Source organism: Stenotrophomonas sp. YJH_SMC_10 (assembly GCF_059371555.1).
Genome location: NZ_JCAFUS010000012.1, coordinates 107,883 through 127,232, shown reverse-complemented (window position 1 = coordinate 127,232; position 19,350 = coordinate 107,883). Strand labels below are relative to the sequence as shown.

Here is a 19,350-nt window from a genome sequence, read left to right as displayed (position 1 = left end):
CCGGCTTACATTTGGCGCCCTAGACTGGGCCGCATTTTCGATTCCGCCCCGTTGGAGATCGTGTGGGTTCCGGTAGTGACAGACATCGACTGTGCGGCCCCGGGCCGACACAGCCAGGACAAGTGCGGGCGCCGGGAAAGCGCGCCGGGAACCTTGGTGCATGCAGCCCGGCCGGGACGGCCGGCCGTGCCGACGGCGCGGAGTAGGTGTCGATGGGGGTGCAGACCATCCAGGCGGAAGCAGAATCGCCCCGGCGTGATGCCGGTTGGGCGCTGCTGCCCGCGGAATCGCCATTGCCGATGCCCGAGCAGACCCTGCGCCAAGGCGCACTGAAGGTCCGGCGGCACCGCACCTCGCCACGCCTGATCGGCCTGCGTCGGTTGTACATCTTCGGTGGCACGCTCGGGATGACCGCCGTGGCCACGCGGATGATGTGGCGGGTGCTGTCGGCCAATGGCATCAGCGTGCTCGAAGCCTGCCTGCTGGTGCTGTTCGTCGGCCTGTTCGCCTGGATCGCGCTGTCCTTTGCCAGCGCGCTGGCCGGCTTCCTGACCGCGGTGTTCGACCGCGGCTATCGCCTCGGCATCGACCCGGACAAACCGTTGCCGGCCGTGCACAGCCGTACCGCATTGTTGATGCCGACGTACAACGAAGATCCGCGCCGCCTGTTGGCCGGCCTGCAGGCGATCTATGAGTCGGTGGCGGCCACCGGCCAGCTCGACCGCTTCGATTTCTTCGTGCTCAGCGATACCCGCCGCGACGACATCGCCGCTGCCGAGGAACAGGTGTTCGCCGAACTGCGCGACCGGGTGCCGGACGGCCAGGCCCGCCTGTTCTACCGCCGCCGCGGTGACAACACCGGGCGCAAGGCCGGCAACATCGCCGACTGGGTGCGTCGCTTCGGCGGCGCCTACCCGCAGATGCTGATCCTGGATGCCGACAGCCTGATGACCGGCGACAGCATCGTGCGCCTGGTGGCCGGCATGGAGCACAACGCCGACGTCGGCCTGATCCAGACCCTGCCGTCGGTGATCGGTGGCCGCACCCTGTTCGCGCGCATGCAGCAGTTCGGCGGGCGCGTGTATGGCCCGGTGATCGCCCGTGGCGTGGCGTGGTGGCATGGCGCCGAAAGCAATTACTGGGGCCACAACGCGATCATCCGCACCCGCGCCTTCGCCGACCACGCCGGCCTGCCGGCGCTGCCAGGACGCAAGCCATTCGGCGGCCATGTGCTCAGCCACGACTTCGTCGAAGCGGCACTGATGCGCCGTGGCGGCTGGGCCGCGCACATGGTGCCCTACCTTGGTGGCAGCTACGAGGAAGGCCCGCCCACGCTGACCGACCTGCTGGTGCGCGACCGCCGCTGGTGCCAGGGCAACCTGCAGCACGGCAAGGTGGTCGGCAGCCGCGGCCTGCACTGGATCAGCCGCACGCACATGCTGATCGGCATCGGCCACTATTTCACCGCACCGATGTGGGCGATGCTGATGCTGATCGGCATCGCCATCCCGCTGTTCCAGGAGGGCATCGACTTCAATGCCCTGCTGCACCTGTCGCCCAGCGTGTACTGGCGCGCGCAGGACGAAGAACAGGTGGTGCGGCTGTTTGCCGCCACCATGGCGGTGCTGCTGCTGCCCAAGGTCCTGGGCTACCTGGCGATGCTGCTGGACCCGGTCGACCGCCGGGGCTGTGGCGGCGCGATCCGCGCCTTCGTGTCGATGCTGGTGGAAACCGTGCTGGCCGCGCTGATGGCGCCGGTGGTGATGTACGTGCAGTCGCGCGGCGTGGCCGAGGTGCTGTCCGGCCGCGACTCGGGCTGGGACGCGCAGCAGCGCGACGACGGCGGCATCTCGTGGATGGCGCTGATCCGTGGCTATGGCGGCCTGGGTGTGTTCGGCGCCTTCATGGGCGTGCTGGCCTGGGCCGTGTCGCCGTCGCTGGCGGCGTGGATGGCGCCGGTGGTGATCGGCATGGTGTTGGCCATTCCGGTGGTGGCGCTGACCTCCTCGCGGGGGCCGGGCGCCTTCCTGCATCGCCTGGGCCTGCTGGACATTCCCGAAGAGAACATCCCGCCGCCGGTACTGGTCCGCGCCGCCCAGCTGCGGCGGGAAGCGGCCGAGCACCCGCCGCTGTACTGATTGCCCCACGCCAGCGGCATAATGCGGCTCGAACTTGACGGAGCCGCATCATGCTGCAAACGGTGGAACAGGAAACCGGCGCCTCGCCGCAGTGGTCGGTGATCTGGCTGCACGGCCTCGGCGCCGATGGCCACGATTTCGCGCCGATCGTGCCGGAACTGGTGCGGCCGCACTGGCCGGCGCTGCGCTTCGTGTTCCCGCACGCACCGGTGCGGCCGATCACGATCAACAACGGCGTGCCGATGCGCGGCTGGTACGACATCGTCGGCATGGACTTCCGGTCGCGTGCCGACATGGCCGGCGTGCAGGAATCGGTGGTGCAGCTGGACGCGCTGATCGCGCGCGAGATCGAGCGTGGCATCGCGGCGGAGAAGATCTTCCTGGCCGGCTTCTCGCAGGGCGGGGCGATCATCCTGACCGCCGCGCTGGCGCGCACCGCGCCACTGGCCGGCCTGATCGCCCTGTCCACCTATCTGCCCGAGGCCGACAGTGCCCGTCGCGCTGAAGGTGCCGTGCAGGTGCCGGTGTTCATGGCCCATGGCAGCGGCGACCCGGTGATCCCGCAGGCCGTCGCCGCGCACAGCGCACAGGCGCTGCGCACGCTGGGCCTGGACGTGGCGTGGCACAGCTACCCGATGGCCCACCAGGTCTGTGCCGAAGAAGTCCAGGCGCTGGGTGACTGGCTGCAGGAACGGCTGGGCGCGGCCTGAGCCATGCCCCCGGCCAGCCCATCGCCGTGGATGCCGGAACTGTGCCGCCTGCCACGGCTGGCGGCGATGCTGGGCCTGGCCGAGCTGGTGGTGGTGGTGCTGGCGCTTGCGCCGGATGGCAGCCGCCACTGGACCGTTGGCGAGCTGCTGTCGGCCAGCGGCTTCGCGCTGTGGCTGGCGCTGGCAGTGGCCGCCAGCCTGTGCGTGCTGCGGAAGGCGCTGTCGAGGCTGCCGCAGGTACTGGGCGCCGTTGCCGCGATCGCGCTGGCAACCCTGATCGCGGTGGTCTGCGCCGGCATCGTGCACGCGTTGTACGCGGTGCTGGGTGACAGTTTCGCCAACGGCATCAGCTTCTGGCGCTTCACCCTTGGCAGCGCCGCCACCACCGCGCTGATCAGCGCGCTGGCGCTGCGCTACTTCTATGTCAGCGACCGCTGGGCGGCCCAGGTGCAGGCCAATGCGCGCGCGCAGGCCGATGCGCTGCAGGCGCGCATCCGCCCGCATTTCCTGTTCAACAGCATGAACCTGATCGCCAGCCTGCTGCATCGGGAGCCGGCGGTGGCCGAGCGTGCCGTGCTCGACCTGTCCGATCTGTTCCGTGCGGCGCTGGGCGCAGGCGAGGGTGATTCCACCCTGCGCGACGAATGCGAGCTGGCCGAGCGCTACCTGTCGATCGAATCGCTGCGCCTGGGCGAACGCCTGCAGGTGCGCTGGCAGCGCGAGGAACCGCTGCCGTGGGATCTGCCGTTGCCGAGGCTGGTACTGCAGCCGCTGGTGGAGAACGCCGTGCTGCATGGCATCTCGCGCCTGCCCGAAGGCGGCACCATCGAGCTGCACCTGGCGCGCGAGGGCAACGCGTTGCAGATCCGCGTGCGCAACCCGGCGCCCGATCCGCAGGCACCGGGGCTGGCGCTGGCGCGGGGCGCCGGCCATGCCCAGCACAGCATCGGCCATCGGCTGGCCTGGCGCTTCGGCAGCGCTGCGCGGATGACGGCTGGCTGGAGCGAGGGCTACTATGCCTGCCAGGTGACAGTGCCGATCCAGTGAGGGAACGATCGTGAGGGTAGTCATCGCCGATGACGAACCACTGGCGCGCGAGCGCCTGCGCAGCCTGTTGGCGGCACAGGAAGGCGTGGACGTGGTGGCCGAGGCCGGCAACGGCGAGCAGGCCCTGCACGCGTGCGCGGCGCTGCAGCCGGACCTGGTCCTGCTGGATATCGCGATGCCCGGGCTGGATGGCCTGGAAGCGGCCCGCCACCTGGCCAGCTTCGAACCGCGGCCGGCCGTGGTGTTCTGCACCGCCTACGATGCGCATGCGCTGTCGGCGTTCGAGGCCGCGGCGATCGACTACCTGATGAAGCCAGTGCGTGCCGAACGGTTGGCGGCGGCGATCGCCCGCGCCCGCACGTTCCTGGCCGGCCGCGATGGCCAGCCGCAGGCGCACAGCGGGCAACAGGCACGCAGCGTGTTGTGCGCACGCCTGCGCGGCAGCCTGCGCCTGATTCCGCTGGACGACATCCACTACCTGCAGGCCGAGGAGAAGTACGTAGTAGTCCACCACGCGCGCGGCGAGGACCTGATCGAGGAATCGCTGAAGTCGCTGGAGGAGGAGTTCGCCAGCCGCTTCATCCGCATCCATCGCAATTGCCTGGTGGCACGCCACGAGCTGGTGGAACTGCGTCGTGGCTCGGGCGGGCAGGTGCAGGCGGTGCTGCGGCATGGCAAGCAGCCGCTGGAAGTGAGCCGCCGCTGCGTGGCGACGCTGAAGCAGGAACTGCGGCATCTGTGAGTGGTCCCGCGCGGCCTGCGACCGCGACTGCTGTGAAGTCAACTGCAACAGCAACAGCAACAGCAACAGCAACAGCGGGTCATGTCTCGTTGTTTCTACGTGCTGGGTCGGGCGGGGGTGGGGTGGCGGGACACGCTGCAAGTACATCCCTGTAAGCTCGATGGCGCCATCCATGGCGCCAACGGTCCCGCCACCCCACCCCGGCCCAACCCGTCCGTTGTCTACCGCATCGGACAGCAAGAGCATTGGTGTTATCGGGTGGGGGAAGAGGGGTCAGATCCCTTTTCCTGCGGAAAAGGGATCTGACCCCGGAAGCCGTCGGCTGTTGCCTTTGCTTCTTCATTTTTCTTTTGATCTTCCGTGGCTGGCGCACACGGAAACTGTCAAAGGTCGGGGCGGTGGGGTCATGCGGGGTGTCCGCGGCATGGATGCCGCGGCCAAGCCCCCAGGGATGGGTTCACGGCGTCCCCGCATGACCCCACCGCCCCGGCCAAGCACGGCTTCTGCTTTGATAGCCCCAGCCACGAGGGGCTCCGCCGTTGGCCGTATCCGCGCCGAAGGCGCGATAATGTCCGGATGGAAACCGTCCGCATCGCCACCCGCAAGAGCCCGCTCGCCCTCTGGCAGAGCGAACACGTCGCCGACCGCTTGCGCCAGGCCCATCCCGGCCTGCATGTGGAACTGGTGCCGATGAGCACCCGCGGTGACGAGGTGCTTGATCGCTCGCTTGCCGCGATCGGTGGCAAGGGCCTGTTCCTGAAGGAACTGGAGCTGGCCATGCTGCGCGGTGAGGCCGACTGCGCGGTGCACTCGCTGAAGGACGTGCCGATGGAACTGGACGAGCCGTTCGCGCTGCCGGCAATCCTGCCCCGCCACGATCCGGCCGATGGCTTTGTTTCCAACCTGTATGCCTCGCTGGACGCGCTGCCGATCGGTGCCCGGGTCGGTACTTCGTCGCTGCGCCGCCAGGCCCAGCTGCGCGCGCTGCGCCCGGACCTGCAGCTGCTGGACCTGCGTGGCAACGTCAACACGCGCCTGGCCAAGCTCGACAATGGTGGCTATGACGCGATTGTGCTGGCCGTGGCCGGCCTGGAGCGCCTCGGCCTGGGCGCACGCATCGTCGCGCGCCTGCAGCCGCCACAGTGGCTGCCGGCGCCGGCACAGGGCGCCGTCGCGGTGGAATGTGATGGCGGCAATGCGCGCCTGCGGGCGCTGTTCGCCACGCTTGATGACGCAGCCACGCGCGCCTGCGTGGAAGCCGAGCGGGCAATGAACCGCGCGCTGCATGGCAGCTGCCATGTGCCGGTGGCGGCCATCGCGCAGTGGCAGGGCGACGACCTGCACCTGCAGGGCTTGGTCGGCAGTGCCAGCGATGGCCGCGCGGTGCGCGCCGAGGCGGTGGGCCCGGGCAGCGACCCGGAGGCGCTCGGCCAGCGCGTGGCGAAGATGCTGCTGGAGGCCGGTGCCGGCGAACTGCTGAACGTCTGAGCCATCGCCGGTAGTGCCGGTCGCTGGCCGGCAACCGCGTGCCCCAGTTGAATGCAGTTGCCGGCCAGCGGCCGGCACTACCGAAAGAGGAACGGGCGCCCTGGGCGCCCGTTCTGCTTATTTGAACTTGTAGACCACGTTCATCGTGGTCAGCGTATCGGTCTTGCGCTTGTCCTCGGCGACGTCGCTGTTGTAACGCGCCTGCCAGCCGGCCTTCAGCGCCAGGTGCTCGTTCATGCTCACCGAGACACCGAAGTCGTTCTGGCCGAAGGTGTTGTACGAACCGGACTCGACCAGCAGGGTGTTGACCAGGTCGGTGTTGTCGGTCAGCGAATACTTCATGTCGAACAGGCCACGGCCGATCAGGCCGGTGCGGGTGCGGTCGTCTTCGGTGCTGTGGGTGCGGCGCACACCGGGGCCGATCTGCGCGTCGAACGAGAAGCGCTCGGTGTTCCACAGGCGGGTGCCATAGCCCAGACCGAACGAGCTCTGGCGGTCGTAGGTGGCGAAGTCGTCGCGCTCGGTACGCACCGTGGCGGTCAGCTGGCGGTGCTCGCCCAGCTGCAGCGCGCTGCCGGCGCTGCCGGTGTAGCGGTTGGCAGTGGTGTTGTTGCGACGGGTGGTGGTGCCGTCGTCATTGGTCTCGGTCACCTTGGAGCTGGAGCGCAGGCCGAACAGGTCCATGCTGTGCACCCAGTCGCCGTCGGTGTAACGCAGGCGCAGGCGGCCGTTGAAGCTCTCGGTGCTGCTGTTGCCGCGTGCCGACGCAAAGCCGAGCTCGCCGCCGCTGCCGCTCCACGGCGAGGACATCGCCGCCAGCTCGGAGGCATCCTGCGCGTATGCAAGCGGCGCACACAGCAGCAGGGGGACCAGCAGGGACACGCGCAGGGACATCGAGGGTTCTCCGGAACGGTTGACAGCCGGTGATGATACTGGAAGCGTGATGGCGGTCCGAATCGATCCAATGCGCGCTTCAGCAAGCGTTGCTGCGATCCCCTATTCAGGGCAGATCGACGTGCAATGCCGGGTCGTTGAAGCGCGAATAGCGCAGTCGCAGCTGGAAGCTGCGGCCATGGCTGCTGCCACTGCGCACGATCTGCCGCGGCAGGCCCTGGGCATCCACCCAGTATTCCAGGCGTTCGCCGGGCTGGGCACCGCGTAGCCGGTAGTGACGGGTCTGGACCCCGTCCAGCGCCTGGCTGCCGAGGTCTTCGGCCTGCAGATCGGCCGGCAGGGCGTCGGCCGGCAGCGGGTTGCGCCATTGCTCCAGCAGGCCGGGCGGCGTCGGTACCTGGCGGATCGCGCCGTCGGCCTGCAGGAACAGGGTGTCGCCGATGATGGTCTGCGGACCGGCCGGGGTCTGCGCCCGGAATCGATCGGGCGCGACGAAATCCATGGCGCTGCGCACCGGCTGCGGTGCGCCCAGGACCTCCAGTTCGGCGTGGAAGCTGCGCAGGGCCGCGAAACGCTGGCTGGCGCCCAGCACCGCCTGCGCCGGGTCGGCGGCTGTCACGGGGGCCGCGGTGCCGGCCGGCGCGGGCGCGCGATCACAGGCGGCCAGCAGCAGGCAGGCCAGCAGGGACAGGGCGGGCAACCGGCGCATCGGGCATTCCATGGGGTGGGGGCGACCACGATAGCCCAAACGTCCCACACAAGACCCGCGACTCGGACATAATCGGGGGCATGGACCGATACGAACGCATCACCGCCCTGCATCGTCTGCTCAAGTCCGCGCGCTATCCGGTCACGGTGGCGACCCTGCAGGACAAGCTCGGTTGTTCCCGTGCCACCGTGTACCGCGATCTGGCCTTCCTGCGCGACGCGCTGATGGCACCGATCGAGGGCGACGGCGAGGCGGGCTTCCGCTACCAGGCCGACGAGAGCGATCGCTTCGAGCTGCCCGGCCTATGGCTCAGCTCGGAAGAGCTGCATGCGCTGTTGGCCTCCCAGCACCTGCTGGCGCGTACCGGCGGCGGCGTGCTGTCCTCGGTGCTGGCACCGCTGCAGCAGCGCATCGAGAGCCTGCTGGCCGCCCAGGCGGGCGTCTCCAGCTGGCCGGTCGACCGCGTGCGGGTGATCCCGCATCGCGGCCGCAAGTTCGACGAGGGCAGCTTCCGCAGCGTCGCTTCGGCCGTGCTGGAGCGTCGCCAGCTGGCGTTCGAGTACCGCGCCCGTTCCACCGACGAGCCGACCAAGCGCACGGTCTCGCCGCAGCGCCTGACCCATTATCGCGACAACTGGTACCTGGACGCTTGGGACCACGACCGCGAGGCCCTGCGCAGTTTTGCAGTGGACCGCATCCACAAGGCACGGGTGGTCGACAGCACCGCCCGCGACGTCGCCGACAGCGAGCTGGACGAGCAGCTCGGCGCCAGCTACGGCATTTTCTCCGGTGCGCCGAAGGGGTGGGCGACCATCCTGTTCAGCGCCAAGGCCGCGCGCTGGGTGGCCGACGAGCACTGGCATTCCAAGCAGCAGGGCCGCTTCCTGGCCGACGGCCGCTATGAGCTGAAGGTGCCGTACAGCGTTTCGCGCGAGTTGCTGATGGACGTGCTGCACTATGGATCGGATGCCGAGATCGTCGAGCCGATGATGCTGCGTGAGCAGGCCAAGGCGCTGCTTGAGCTGGCGCTGAGCAACTACGAACCCTCCTGACACTCCCCCCGAGAATCCCGTCCCCCATGAAGAAGACCCTGTTGTTGCCCCTGCTCGCCGCGGCGCTGGCCCTGACCGCCTGCGGCACGTCCGGCGAGCCCTCGCAGAAGCTGGTGGTGGCCGCCACGGCCGTGCCGCACGCCGAGATCCTCGAGGTGGTCAAGCCGATCCTCAAGCAGGAAGGCGTGGACCTGGACGTGCGCGTGTTCAATGACTACGTGCAGCCCAACGACCAGCTGGTGCAGAAGCAGGTGGACGCCAACTACTTCCAGACCGAGCCGTACCTGGATGCGTACAACCGCGACCGCAAGACCGACCTGGTGAAGGTGATCGGCGTGCATATCGAGCCGTTTGGCGCTTACTCGCGCAAGGTCAAGTCGCTGGCCGAGCTGCGCGAAGGTGCCGACGTGGTGATCCCGAACGACCCGAGCAACAACAGCCGCGCGCTGATCCTGCTGCACAAGGCCGGCGTGATTCAGCTGAAGGACCCGACCAACGCACTGTCGACCCAGCGCGACATCACCGCCAACCCGAAGAACCTGAAGTTCCGCGAGCTGGATTCGGCGATGTTGCCGCGCGTGCTGGACCAGGTCGACCTGGCGCTGATCAATACCAACTACGCGCTGGATGCCGGCCTCAACCCGACCCAGGACGCGCTGGCGATCGAGAGCAAGGATTCGCCGTACGTGAATTTCCTGGTCGCGCGCCCGGACAACAAGGACGACGCCCGCGTGCAGAAGCTGGCCAAGGCGCTGACCAGCCCGCAGGTGAAGGCCTTCATCGAGACCAAGTACAAGGGCGCGGTGTTGCCGGCGTTCTGACCGTACGGTAGTGCCGGCCGCTGGCCGGCAATCACCGAGCATTGCATTGCGAAGATCACGGGGCTGCCGGCCAGCGGCCGGCACTACCCTCAATCCCGCGTACAGCCGCTCGCGCCGGGCTGCGTCCATCCAGCCCCCACTGCGCGGCGATCATCGAGACCAAGTACAAGGGCGCGGTGCTGCCGGCGTTCTGACCGTGTGGTAGTGCCGGCCGCTGGCCGGCACTCACCGGGCATTGCGAAGATCACGGGGCTGCCAGCCAGCGGCCGGCACTACCCTCAATCGACGTGTAAGGCGAGGGTGGCAGCAACGGCCTGCTGCCATCCCGCGTACAGCCGCTCGCGCCGGGCCGCGTCCATCCAACCCCACTGCGCGGCGATTATCGAGACCAAGTACCAGGGCGCGGTGCTGCCGGCGTTCTGACCGTACGGTAGTGCCGGCCGCTGGCCGGCAATCACCGAGCATTGCGAAGATCACGGGGCTGCCGGCCAGCGGCCGGCACTACCCTCAATCCCGCGTACAGCCGCTCGCGCCGGGCGGCGTCCGTCCAGCCCCCACTGCGCGGCGATCATCGAGACCAAGTACCAGGGCGCGGTGCTGCCGGCGTTCCGACCGTACGGTAGTGCCGGCCGCTGGCCGGCAATCACCGGGCATTGCGAAGATCACGGGGCTGCCGGCCAGCGGCCGGCACTACCCTCAATCCCGCGTACAGCCGCTCGCGCCGGGCCGCGTCCATCCAGCCCCCACTGCGCGGCGATCATCGAGACCAAGTACCAGGGCGCGGTGCTGCCGGCGTTCTGACTGTGTGGTAGTGCCGGCCGCTGGCCGGCAATCACAGAGCATTGCAAAGATCACGGGGCTGCCGGCCAGCGGCCGGCACTACCCTCAATCGACGTGGAAGGCGAGGGTGGCAGCGACGGCCTGCTGCCATCCCGCGTACAGCCGCTCGCGCCGGGCCGCGTCCATCTGCGGCTCGAAGCGCCTGTCCAGCCCCCACTGCGCGGCGATCTGTTCACGGCTGGACCAGAACCCTACCGCCAGCCCGGCCAGGTAGGCCGCGCCCAGCGCGGTGGTTTCGGTCAGCCGCGGCCGCAACAGCGGCACACCGAGAATGTCCGCCTGGAAACCGGCCAGGAAGTCATTGCCGATCGCGCCGCCATCGGCGCGCAGTTCGCTCAATGCGATACCGGCATCGGACTGCATCGCATCGAGCACGTCGCGGGTCTGGTAGGCCATCGCTTCCAGCGCCGCGCGCACGAAATGCGCCTTGCGGGTACCGCGGGTCAGCCCGAACATCGCACCGCGCACATCGCTGCGCCAATAGGGCGCACCGAGGCCGACGAACGCCGGCACCAGGTAGGTGCCGCCACTGTCGGGCACCTGCGCGGCCAGTGCCTGGCTGTCACTGGCGCGTTCGATCATGCGCAGCCCGTCGCGCAGCCACTGCACCACCGAGCCGGCGATGAAGATCGAACCTTCCAGTGCGTACTCCACGCGCCCGTCCAGGCCCCAGGCCACGGTGGTCAGCAGGCCATTGCGCGAGCGCACCGCCTGCGCGCCGGTGTGCATCAGCATGAAGCAGCCGGTGCCATAGGTGTTCTTGACCATGCCCGGCTGGAAGCAGGCCTGGCCGAACAGCGCGGCCTGCTGGTCACCGGCGATGCCGGCGATCGGGATCGGGTGGTCGAAGAAGAACTGCGGCCGGGTATGCGCGTACACCGCGCTGGAGTCGCGCACCTGCGGCAGCATCGCGCGCGGGATGTCGAGCAGGGCCAGCAGGTCGTCGTCCCAGTCCAGCGTGTGGATGTTGAACAACAGGGTGCGCGCCGCGTTGCTGTAGTCGGTCACATGCGCCTGGCCGCCGCTGAGGTTCCACACCAGCCAGCTGTCGATGGTGCCGAACAGCAGCTCGCCACGCTCGGCGCGCTGTTGCGCACCTTCCACGTGGTCGAGGATCCAGCGCACCTTGGTCGCGGAGAAATACGCATCGATCAACAGGCCGGTCCGTTCGCGGATCAGCGCTTCATGCCCTTCGGACTTCAGGCGCTCGCAGATGGCGTGGCTCTGCCGCGATTGCCAGACGATGGCGTTGTGGATGGGCTGGCCGGTGGTGCGGTCCCAGACCACGGTGGTTTCGCGTTGGTTGGTGATGCCAAGCGCGGCGATATGGCGCGGGTCGATCTGCCCGCGGCTGAGCAGTTCGGTCAACGTGGCATAGACGCTGGTGAGGATCTCGCGCGGGTCATGCTCGACCCAGCCGGGATGCGGGAAGATCTGCGCGAACTCGCGCTGTGCGCTGCCGACGATGTCGCCGGCGCGGTCGAACAGGATCGCGCGCGAACTGGTGGTGCCCTGGTCGATGGCCAGCACGTAGCGGGGCGTCATGCAGCGTCTCCGATGGCGATGGGGAAATCCTAATGCACCGATCGCGTCGCGCGCGGCTGCCCTGGTAGCTGCCAACCTTGGTTGGCACACGTGGCAACACGGGGCTCAGAGCCCTTTCCGTGGGGTCGGGATCCGACCCTCCATCCACGCCTGCAGCCGTGCCACCTGCGCAGCATCCAGCCGCAACCCCAGCTTGCTCCTGCGCCACAGCACATCGTCGGAGTCGAGCGCCCACTCATGCCTGCGCAGGAAGTCCCCTTCGCAGGCATGCAGGCCGCCGCCAAACGCCTCGCCAAGGTCGTGCAGGCCCTGTACACCCTGCAGCAGTTCCGCGCTGCGACTGCCGTAGGCCCCGGCCCAGCGCTGTGCGATCCCACTCGGCAACCACGGTGCCAGTGACTGCAGGCGCGAGCACGCCTGCGTGGCGTCGCCCCAGTCGCTGCCCGGCAGCGGGTCTCCGCCTGCCGTCCACGCCGGCCCCATCTGTGGCAGCGCTGGCCGCAGCAGCTCCAGCGCCTCCTCGGCCAGCACCCGGTAGGTGGTCAGCTTGCCGCCCAGCACATGCAGCGCCGGTGCCGGGTGGGACTGCAGCTGCAGACGGTAATCACGGCTGAGTCGTGCCGCACGCGGATCGGGATCGGCCAGCAACGGGCGTACGCCAGCGAACCGCCAGACCACGTCTTCCGCTGCGATGGGATCACGCAGGTAGCGATTGGCCGCATCACACAGGTACGTCACCTCCGCAGGGAGCACGCTGCAGCGCGCCGGGTCACCGCGATAGTCGGTGTCGGTGGTGCCGACCAGCAGGTGGTCGTGGGCGAAGGGCAGCAGGAACACCACGCGCCCATCGGGCTGCTGCAGCAGGCAGGCGCTGTCGCTGGGCCAGGGGCGGCGCAGCACGATGTGGCTGCCCTGCACCAGGCGCAGCGCGGGGCCATCGCCGCGCCCCTGCATCTGTTCCAGCAGGCCACCGGCCCACGGACCAGCCGCATTGACAACGGCGCGCGCCGTCACCGGGTGCGGCTGGCCATCGGCGGATTCCAGAATGGCCTGCCATCGGCCCTGCACGGGGCGCAGGTCGATGCAGCGGCTGCGGACCCGCACCTGTGCGCCGCGCTGCGCGGCATCCAGGGCGTTGAGCAGCACCAGCCGCGCGTCATCGACCTGCGCATCGGCGTAGCTGAAGCCGTGCTGCAACGAGGGGGAGAGCCAGCGACCCAGCGGATCGCGTTGCAGGTCCAGTGCGTGCGATGCGGGAAACGCAGGGCTGCGCCGGCCCAGATGGTCGTACAGCCACAGTCCCGCGCGCAGCATCCAGCGCGGGCGCAGGTGCGGCTCCCAGGGCAGGACGAAACGCAGCGGATGGACCAGGTGAGGGGCTTGCCGGCGTACCGTCTCACGCTCACCCAGCGCTTTGCGCACCAGGCCGAACTCGCCCTGTTCGAGGTAGCGCAGGCCGCCATGGATCAGCTTGCTGCTGGCACTGGAGGTGTGTGCGGCCAGGTCATGCTGCTCGCAGAGCAGGACGCGCAGGCCGCGGCCGCTGGCGTCACGGGCGATGCCGGCGCCGTTGATGCCGCCACCGATGACCAGCAGGTCGAGGTCGTCCATCGGGTCTCCGCGTCCTGTGTGTGCGTAGAGTCGACTGTTAGTCGACTCTACAGAACGCGGGTGACGGAAACGACGACGGGCCCCGAAGGGCCCGTCGCGTTACATCCGTGAAGCAGGTGCTGCCTGGATCAGAAGCGGGCGCCGATGCCGAAGCCGACGGTCCACGGATCCATCTTGGCTTCGCCGATCTTCTCGCCGCCAACCTTCACGTCCGGGCGGGCGCGCATGTAGCGGGCGTCGGCACGGGCGAACCAGGTGGAGTTGATGTTCATGTCGACGCCGACGGTACCGATCACGCCCTTGGCATCCTTGAAGCGGATGTCGGTGTCAGCGCCGTTGCCCAGCTTCTCGTTGCTGAAGCTCGACTGGTAGTAGCCCACGCCCACGAACGGGCGGAACACGTTGTCAGCCTGGCCGAAGTGGTACTGGCCGCTCAGCGCGACCGGCTGCTGCTCGACCGAGCCCAGGCGGGCGTTGTTCGGGCCCTTGAACTTGTTTTCGAACTTGTCGGCAGCGCCCCACAGTTCAACGGCCCAGTTGTCGTTGATGTAGTAGCTGAAGCTGACGGTCGGCGCCGGGCCACCATCGGTCTTCTTCACGCCGGTGATCGGGTCGTTCTTCGGTTCCAGCAGCGAGATGCCGCCGACAACGGCAAAATGCTTGCCAGAAGCGGTGTCGGTGCTGCTGCTGTCCTGGGCGAAAGCGGCCGGCGCGAAGGCGGCGGAGGTCAGCAGGGCGAGACTCAGGATACGGATGGAGCGCATGGGGGTATCTCCTAATGTTTCTTGTTTTGGGCCCCCGGTTGCGGGGCGAGCACACCGTAGTCGCCCCAACATGAATCGAATCCGACGCACGTTAAAAAATAGTTTTCCTTGTTCAGCGACCGGTGCGGAATGCCTGTATTCATGGGGTTTCTGGCACGCGGTGACATTCATGCAGTTGGAGAAGATGTGAGCACAGCAACGGTGTGCATCGGCCTGCAAGCGCAGGTGAACGTGGACTGCAGAGTGCTGGTGCTCGGCTCGATGCCAGGCGCGGCGTCGCTGCAGCAGCAGCGGTATTACGCCCATCCGCGCAACCGCTTCTGGCCGCTGATGGCCGACATCTGCGGTTTCAGCATGGACCTGCCCTATGCAGCGCGGCTGCAGGCGTTGAACGCTGCGGGCATCGGCCTGTGGGATGTGATCGGCCGCTGCGAGCGGCGCGGCAGCCTGGATGCGGACATCGTGCGCGGCACCGAAGTGGCCAATGCGCTGCCGGAACTGATCGCCACGCTGCCTGAGCTGACGCTGATCGGCTGCAATGGCGGTGCATCACTGCAGGCCTTCCAGCGCTGGGTGCTGCCGCGGCTGGAGGCGCCGCCACCGGTGGTCGCGCTGCCGTCAACCAGCCCTGCCAATGCCGCGTGGTCGCTGCCGCGCCTGCGCAAGGCCTGGCAACCGGTCGCTGACGCACGGGCGACATGAGGCGGACATCGCCTGGACAATACGCTACCGACTGGTCGCGCACCCGACCCATGGGCAACAGCCTGTCCCGGCTGCGTGTGTACTGAAAACACCTGTAACGGTTGGCGCTGGCCCCCGCTGGCCGCACAATAGACGTTTCCCTACACCAGATTGCCGGAGTTATCCCCATGGCCGAAATCAAGGAAGCACTTGTCCCCGATATCGGTGACTACAGCGATATCCCGGTAATCGAGGTGCTTGTCGCCGTCGGCGACACGGTCAAGAAGGACCAGGGCCTGGTGACGCTGGAAAGCGACAAGGCGACCATGGAAGTGCCGTCGTCGGTGGCGGGCGTGGTCAAGGAACTCAAGGTCAAGGTCGGCGACAGCCTGTCCGAAGGCAAGGTCGTGGCGCTGATCGAAGTGGCCGAAGGCGAAGCCGCCTCGCCGGCCGCCGCCGCACCGGCCCCGGCCAAGGCCGCTGCCCCGGCTGCCGCCACCCAGAGCGCGCCGGCCCCGGCGGCTGCCGCACCGGCTGCCCCGGCTGCCAGCGGCGGTGCGGTTGAAGCACGGGTGCCGGACATCGGCGATTACACCGACATCCCGGTCATCGAAGTGCTGGTCGCCGTGGGCGACACGGTCAAGAAGGACCAGGGCCTGGTGACGCTGGAAAGCGACAAGGCGACCATGGAAGTACCGTCGTCGGTGGCCGGCGTGGTCAAGGAGCTGAAGGTCAAGGTCGGCGACACCCTGTCGCAGGGTGCCGTGGTCGCCATCATCGAGGCCGAAGGTGCTGCCGCACCGGCCCCGAGCAAGGCCGCTGCTGCCGCCGCCCCGGCCGCTGCCGAGACCGCCACCAAGGTCGAGCCGGTGGCCGTTCCGGCCCAGCCGGACAAGCTGGCGGCCCGCGAGATCGCCTCGGCCGGTACCCCGTCCAGCCCGCCGGTGCAGTTCAACGCCGACGGCGTGCTGCCGGCCAAGGTGCCGTACGCCACCCCGGCCGTGCGCGTGTTCGCCCGCGAGCTGGGCGTGGACCTGCTGCAGGTCAACGGCACCGAGAAGGGCGGCCGCATCACCAAGGGCGACGTGCAGAAGTTCGTCAAGGCCGCGCTCAGCGGCGGCGTGCCGGCTGCCGGCGGTGGCGCCGTCGCCGCCGGTGGTGGCCTGAACCTGCTGCCGTGGCCGAAGGTCGACTTCAGCAAGTTCGGCGAGACCGAAGTCCAGCCGCTGTCGCGCATCAAGAAGATCTCCGGTGCGAACCTGGCCCGCAACTGGGCGATGATCCCGCACGTGACCCAGTTCGAACAGGCCGACATCACCGACCTGGAAGCCCTGCGCGTGGCGCTGAACAAGGAGAACGAGAAGGCCGGCATCAAGCTGACCATGCTCGCCTTCCTGATCAAGGCCAGCGCCGCGGCGTTGAAGAAGTTCCCGGAGTTCAACGCCTCGCTCGATGCCAGCGGTGAAAACCTGACCCTGAAGAAGTACTTCCACATCGGCTTCGCCGCTGACACGCCGAACGGCCTGGTCGTGCCGGTGATCCGCGACGTGGACAAGAAGGGCGTGGTGCAGATCGCGCAGGAAACCGGCGAACTGGCCAAGAAGGCGCGCGACGGCAAGCTGGGCCCGGCCGACATGAGCGGCGGCTGCTTCTCGATCAGCTCGCTGGGTGGCATCGGCGGCACCGCGTTCACCCCGATCGTCAATGCACCGGAAGTGGCCATCCTGGGCGTCTCCAAGTCGTCCATCCAGCCGGTCTGGAACGGCAAGGACTTCGCACCGAAGCTGATGCTGCCGCTGTCGCTGAGCTACGACCACCGCGTCATCGATGGCGCCCTGGCCGCACGCTTCACCACGTACCTGTCGCAGGTACTGGCCGACATGCGCCGCGTGCTGCTGTAACGCACCGCTTCGCCCCCACCGTGCGGCCGCTGCCCCTGGCGCGGCCGCGTGAACAGATGCAGTGACAGCCCGCCGGCGGCGCCGGCCGGGCATGAGGAAAACCCACCATGGCCACGATTGAAGTCAAGGTTCCCGACATCGGCGATTACAGCGATGTGCCGGTGATTGAAGTGTTGGTCGCCGTCGGCGACACGGTGAAGAAGGATCAGGGTCTGGTGACCCTGGAGTCGGACAAGGCCACCCTGGAAGTGCCGTCCTCGGCCGCCGGCGTGGTCAAGGAAATCAAGGTCAAGCTGGGCGACACCCTGTCCGAAGGCGCCGTGGTCGTGGTGCTGGATGCTGAAGGTGCCGCCGAAGCCCCGGCCAAGGCCGCTGCGCCGGCGCCCGCTGCGGCCGCCCCGGCCAGCAAGCCGCCGGTGACCCCGTCGCACCGTGCCCCGGCCGAACCGGCTGCGCCGAAGCCGGCGCTGTCCAGTGGCAAGCCGGCCGACATTGAATGCGAGATGGTCGTGCTGGGCTCGGGCCCGGGCGGCTACACGGCTGCGTTCCGCGCCGCCGACGTCGGCCTGGATACGGTGCTGGTCGAGCGCTATGCCAGCCTCGGCGGCGTCTGCCTCAACGTGGGCTGCATTCCGTCCAAGGCGCTGCTGCATGCTGCTGCGGTGATCGACGAAGTGGCCCACGCCGGTGATTTCGGCGTCGAGTTCGGCAAGCCGACCATCACCCTGGACAAGCTGCGCCAGTACAAGGAAAAGGTCGTCAACCAGCTGACCAAGGGCCTGGCCGGCATGGCCAAGCAGCGCAAGGTCCGCAACGTGCAGGGCGTCGGCAGGTTTGTTTCGGCCAACGAGCTGGAAATCACCGCTGCTGACGGCAGCACCCAGCTGCTGCGCTTCCAGAAGTGCATCATCGCCGCCGGTTCGCAGGCGGTGAAGCTGCCGAACTTCCCGTGGGACGACAAGCGCGTGATGGATTCCACCGACGCGCTGGAGCTGGCCGAAGTGCCGGGCTCGCTGCTGGTCGTTGGCGGCGGCATCATCGGCCTGGAAATGGCCACCGTGTACAGCGCGCTGGGCAGCAAGGTCACCGTGGTCGAATTCATGGACCAGCTGATGCCGGGTGCCGACAAGGACCTGGTCAAGCCGCTGGCCGACCGCCTGAAGAAGCAGGGCATCGACGTGCACCTGAAGACCAAGGCATCGGGTGTCACTGCCGACGCCAAGGGCATCACCGTGACCTTCGACGCCGCCGAGGAAGGCCAGGCGCCGGCGCTGGCGCAGGGCACCTTCGACCGCGTGCTGGTGGCCGTGGGCCGTTCGCCGAACGGCAAGAAGATCGATGCCGAAAAGGCCGGCGTGCAGGTCACCGATCGTGGCTTCATCCCGGTCGATCGGCAGATGCGCACCAACGTGCCGCACATCTTTGCCATCGGCGATATCGTCGGCAACCCGATGCTGGCCCACAAGGCTACGCACGAGGGCAAGCTGGCGGCCGAAGTGGCGGCCGGCCACAAGAAGGAGTGGGTGGCCCGCGTGATTCCGTCGGTGGCCTACACCAACCCGGAAATCGCCTGGGTTGGCGTCACCGAGACCGAAGCCAAGGCCAAGGGCCTGAAGGTCGGCGTGGCCAAGTTCCCGTGGGCGGCCAGCGGCCGCGCGATCGGCATCGGTCGCACCGAGGGCTTCACCAAGCTGATCTTCGACGAAGAGACGCACCGCATCATCGGTGGCGCGATCGTTGGCGTACATGCCGGTGACCTGCTGGCCGAGATCGGCCTGGCGATCGAGATGGGTGCGGAAGCCGAAGACATCGGCCACACCATCCACGCCCACCCGACGCTGAGCGAGTCGGTGGCGATGGCCTCGGAAATCTACGACGGCACGATCACCGATCTGTACATGCCGAAGAAGAAGTAAGGCGCCCGCGCCGTTCCGAACGAAGACCCCGGTTTCTGCCGGGGTTTTTTGTTGGCTGCGGGGATGCCTTCGGCAGCACATCGCGAGGGTCTGGGCCACTGCGTGGGTGGCAGGCGTCTGGACAAATGTCCCCCGTCGTCCGCCTGCGGCGGTCGCCTCCTCCTTTACTTTGTCCAGACGCCTGCCACCCACGCAGCGGCTCGGCTTGCGGATAGTCGAGAGCTACAGCCTGGCCCGCCTGGATGCCTGATACGCGGAGGGAGCGGGGGGTGTGTGCGAAGTAAAGGAGGAGGCGCCGGCCGCAGGCCTGCGCCGGGGGACATTCGCATGCACCCCCCCGCTCCCTCCAGCGCTCGACCACGCATGCGTCTACGGCAATTGCCACCCGCGCAGCGGCTCGGCTTGCGGATAGTCGAGAGCCACAGCCTGGGCCGCCGGGATGCCTTACACGCGGAGGGAGCGGGGGGCGTGTGCGAAGTAAAGGAGGAGGT

Annotated in this window: 15 protein-coding genes; 10 read left to right on the top strand and 5 right to left on the bottom strand. The window is 68.3% G+C overall.

The window, feature by feature from the left end:
- The first annotated feature begins 212 nt into the window (after positions 1-212).
- The 5 genes from mdoH (at position 213) to hemC (ending at position 6,125) form a co-directional block, all read left to right on the top strand.
- On the top strand, positions 213-2,138 hold the full coding sequence (gene mdoH / locus AC5P9C_RS15775) for a glucans biosynthesis glucosyltransferase MdoH (RefSeq protein WP_053506877.1): 1,926 nt from the start codon (positions 213-215) through the stop codon (positions 2,136-2,138).
- A 50-nt stretch (positions 2,139-2,188) separates the two neighbouring features.
- On the top strand, positions 2,189-2,848 hold the full coding sequence (locus tag AC5P9C_RS15770) for an alpha/beta hydrolase (protein WP_312558086.1): 660 nt from the start codon (positions 2,189-2,191) through the stop codon (positions 2,846-2,848).
- Positions 2,849-2,851: 3 nt separating this feature from the next.
- Positions 2,852-3,895: a sensor histidine kinase gene (locus AC5P9C_RS15765; RefSeq protein WP_312580721.1), complete on the top strand. Its 1,044-nt coding sequence runs from the start codon at positions 2,852-2,854 to the stop codon at positions 3,893-3,895.
- Between the two features lie 10 nt (positions 3,896-3,905).
- Complete coding sequence (locus tag AC5P9C_RS15760) at positions 3,906-4,637, top strand: LytR/AlgR family response regulator transcription factor (RefSeq protein WP_049471037.1); 732 nt, start codon at positions 3,906-3,908, stop codon at positions 4,635-4,637.
- A gap of 576 nt (positions 4,638-5,213) precedes the next feature.
- Positions 5,214-6,125, top strand: coding sequence for a hydroxymethylbilane synthase (gene hemC / locus AC5P9C_RS15755; RefSeq protein WP_103282053.1), 912 nt, complete (start codon positions 5,214-5,216; stop codon positions 6,123-6,125).
- A 117-nt stretch (positions 6,126-6,242) separates the two neighbouring features.
- On the opposite strand, the gene AC5P9C_RS15750 is transcribed toward hemC, so the two are convergent.
- A complete protein-coding gene (locus AC5P9C_RS15750; RefSeq protein ID WP_014648509.1) occupies positions 6,243-7,019 on the bottom strand; it encodes a DUF481 domain-containing protein in 777 nt (258 codons plus the stop codon).
- Between the two features lie 106 nt (positions 7,020-7,125).
- The gene (locus tag AC5P9C_RS15745; RefSeq protein ID WP_495205211.1) at positions 7,126-7,728 is read right to left on the bottom strand and encodes a hypothetical protein; all 603 of its coding nucleotides are present in this window, start codon (positions 7,726-7,728) and stop codon (positions 7,126-7,128) included.
- A gap of 80 nt (positions 7,729-7,808) precedes the next feature.
- On the opposite strand from AC5P9C_RS15745, the gene AC5P9C_RS15740 reads away from it, so the two are divergent.
- Both AC5P9C_RS15740 and AC5P9C_RS15735 read left to right on the top strand, forming a co-directional pair.
- A complete protein-coding gene (locus AC5P9C_RS15740; RefSeq protein ID WP_049467495.1) occupies positions 7,809-8,780 on the top strand; it encodes a helix-turn-helix transcriptional regulator in 972 nt (323 codons plus the stop codon).
- Between the two features lie 26 nt (positions 8,781-8,806).
- A complete protein-coding gene (locus tag AC5P9C_RS15735; RefSeq protein WP_053506979.1) occupies positions 8,807-9,601 on the top strand; it encodes a MetQ/NlpA family ABC transporter substrate-binding protein in 795 nt (264 codons plus the stop codon).
- Positions 9,602-10,486: 885 nt separating this feature from the next.
- Here the strand turns inward: AC5P9C_RS15735 and glpK are convergent.
- The 3 genes from glpK to AC5P9C_RS15720 all read right to left on the bottom strand — a co-directional run bounded on the left by glpK (position 10,487) and on the right by AC5P9C_RS15720 (position 14,361).
- On the bottom strand, positions 10,487-11,986 hold the full coding sequence (glpK, locus tag AC5P9C_RS15730) for a glycerol kinase GlpK (protein ID WP_313288408.1): 1,500 nt from the start codon (positions 11,984-11,986) through the stop codon (positions 10,487-10,489).
- Positions 11,987-12,091: 105 nt separating this feature from the next.
- A complete protein-coding gene (gene glpD, locus AC5P9C_RS15725) occupies positions 12,092-13,597 on the bottom strand; it encodes a glycerol-3-phosphate dehydrogenase (RefSeq protein WP_343540392.1) in 1,506 nt (501 codons plus the stop codon).
- Between the two features lie 128 nt (positions 13,598-13,725).
- The gene (locus AC5P9C_RS15720; protein WP_019660737.1) at positions 13,726-14,361 is read right to left on the bottom strand and encodes an OmpW/AlkL family protein; all 636 of its coding nucleotides are present in this window, start codon (positions 14,359-14,361) and stop codon (positions 13,726-13,728) included.
- A gap of 186 nt (positions 14,362-14,547) precedes the next feature.
- Between AC5P9C_RS15720 and AC5P9C_RS15715 the strand changes: the two genes are divergently transcribed.
- From AC5P9C_RS15715 to lpdA, 3 genes are all read left to right on the top strand, one after another.
- Positions 14,548-15,063, top strand: coding sequence for a DNA-deoxyinosine glycosylase (locus tag AC5P9C_RS15715; RefSeq protein WP_343540391.1), 516 nt, complete (start codon positions 14,548-14,550; stop codon positions 15,061-15,063).
- A gap of 167 nt (positions 15,064-15,230) precedes the next feature.
- Positions 15,231-16,943, top strand: a complete 1,713-nt coding sequence (gene aceF, locus AC5P9C_RS15710; RefSeq protein WP_057494524.1) for a dihydrolipoyllysine-residue acetyltransferase — start codon at positions 15,231-15,233, stop codon at positions 16,941-16,943.
- Between the two features lie 107 nt (positions 16,944-17,050).
- Positions 17,051-18,859, top strand: coding sequence for a dihydrolipoyl dehydrogenase (lpdA, locus tag AC5P9C_RS15705; RefSeq protein WP_053461449.1), 1,809 nt, complete (start codon positions 17,051-17,053; stop codon positions 18,857-18,859).
- The last annotated feature ends 491 nt before the right edge of the window (positions 18,860-19,350 follow it).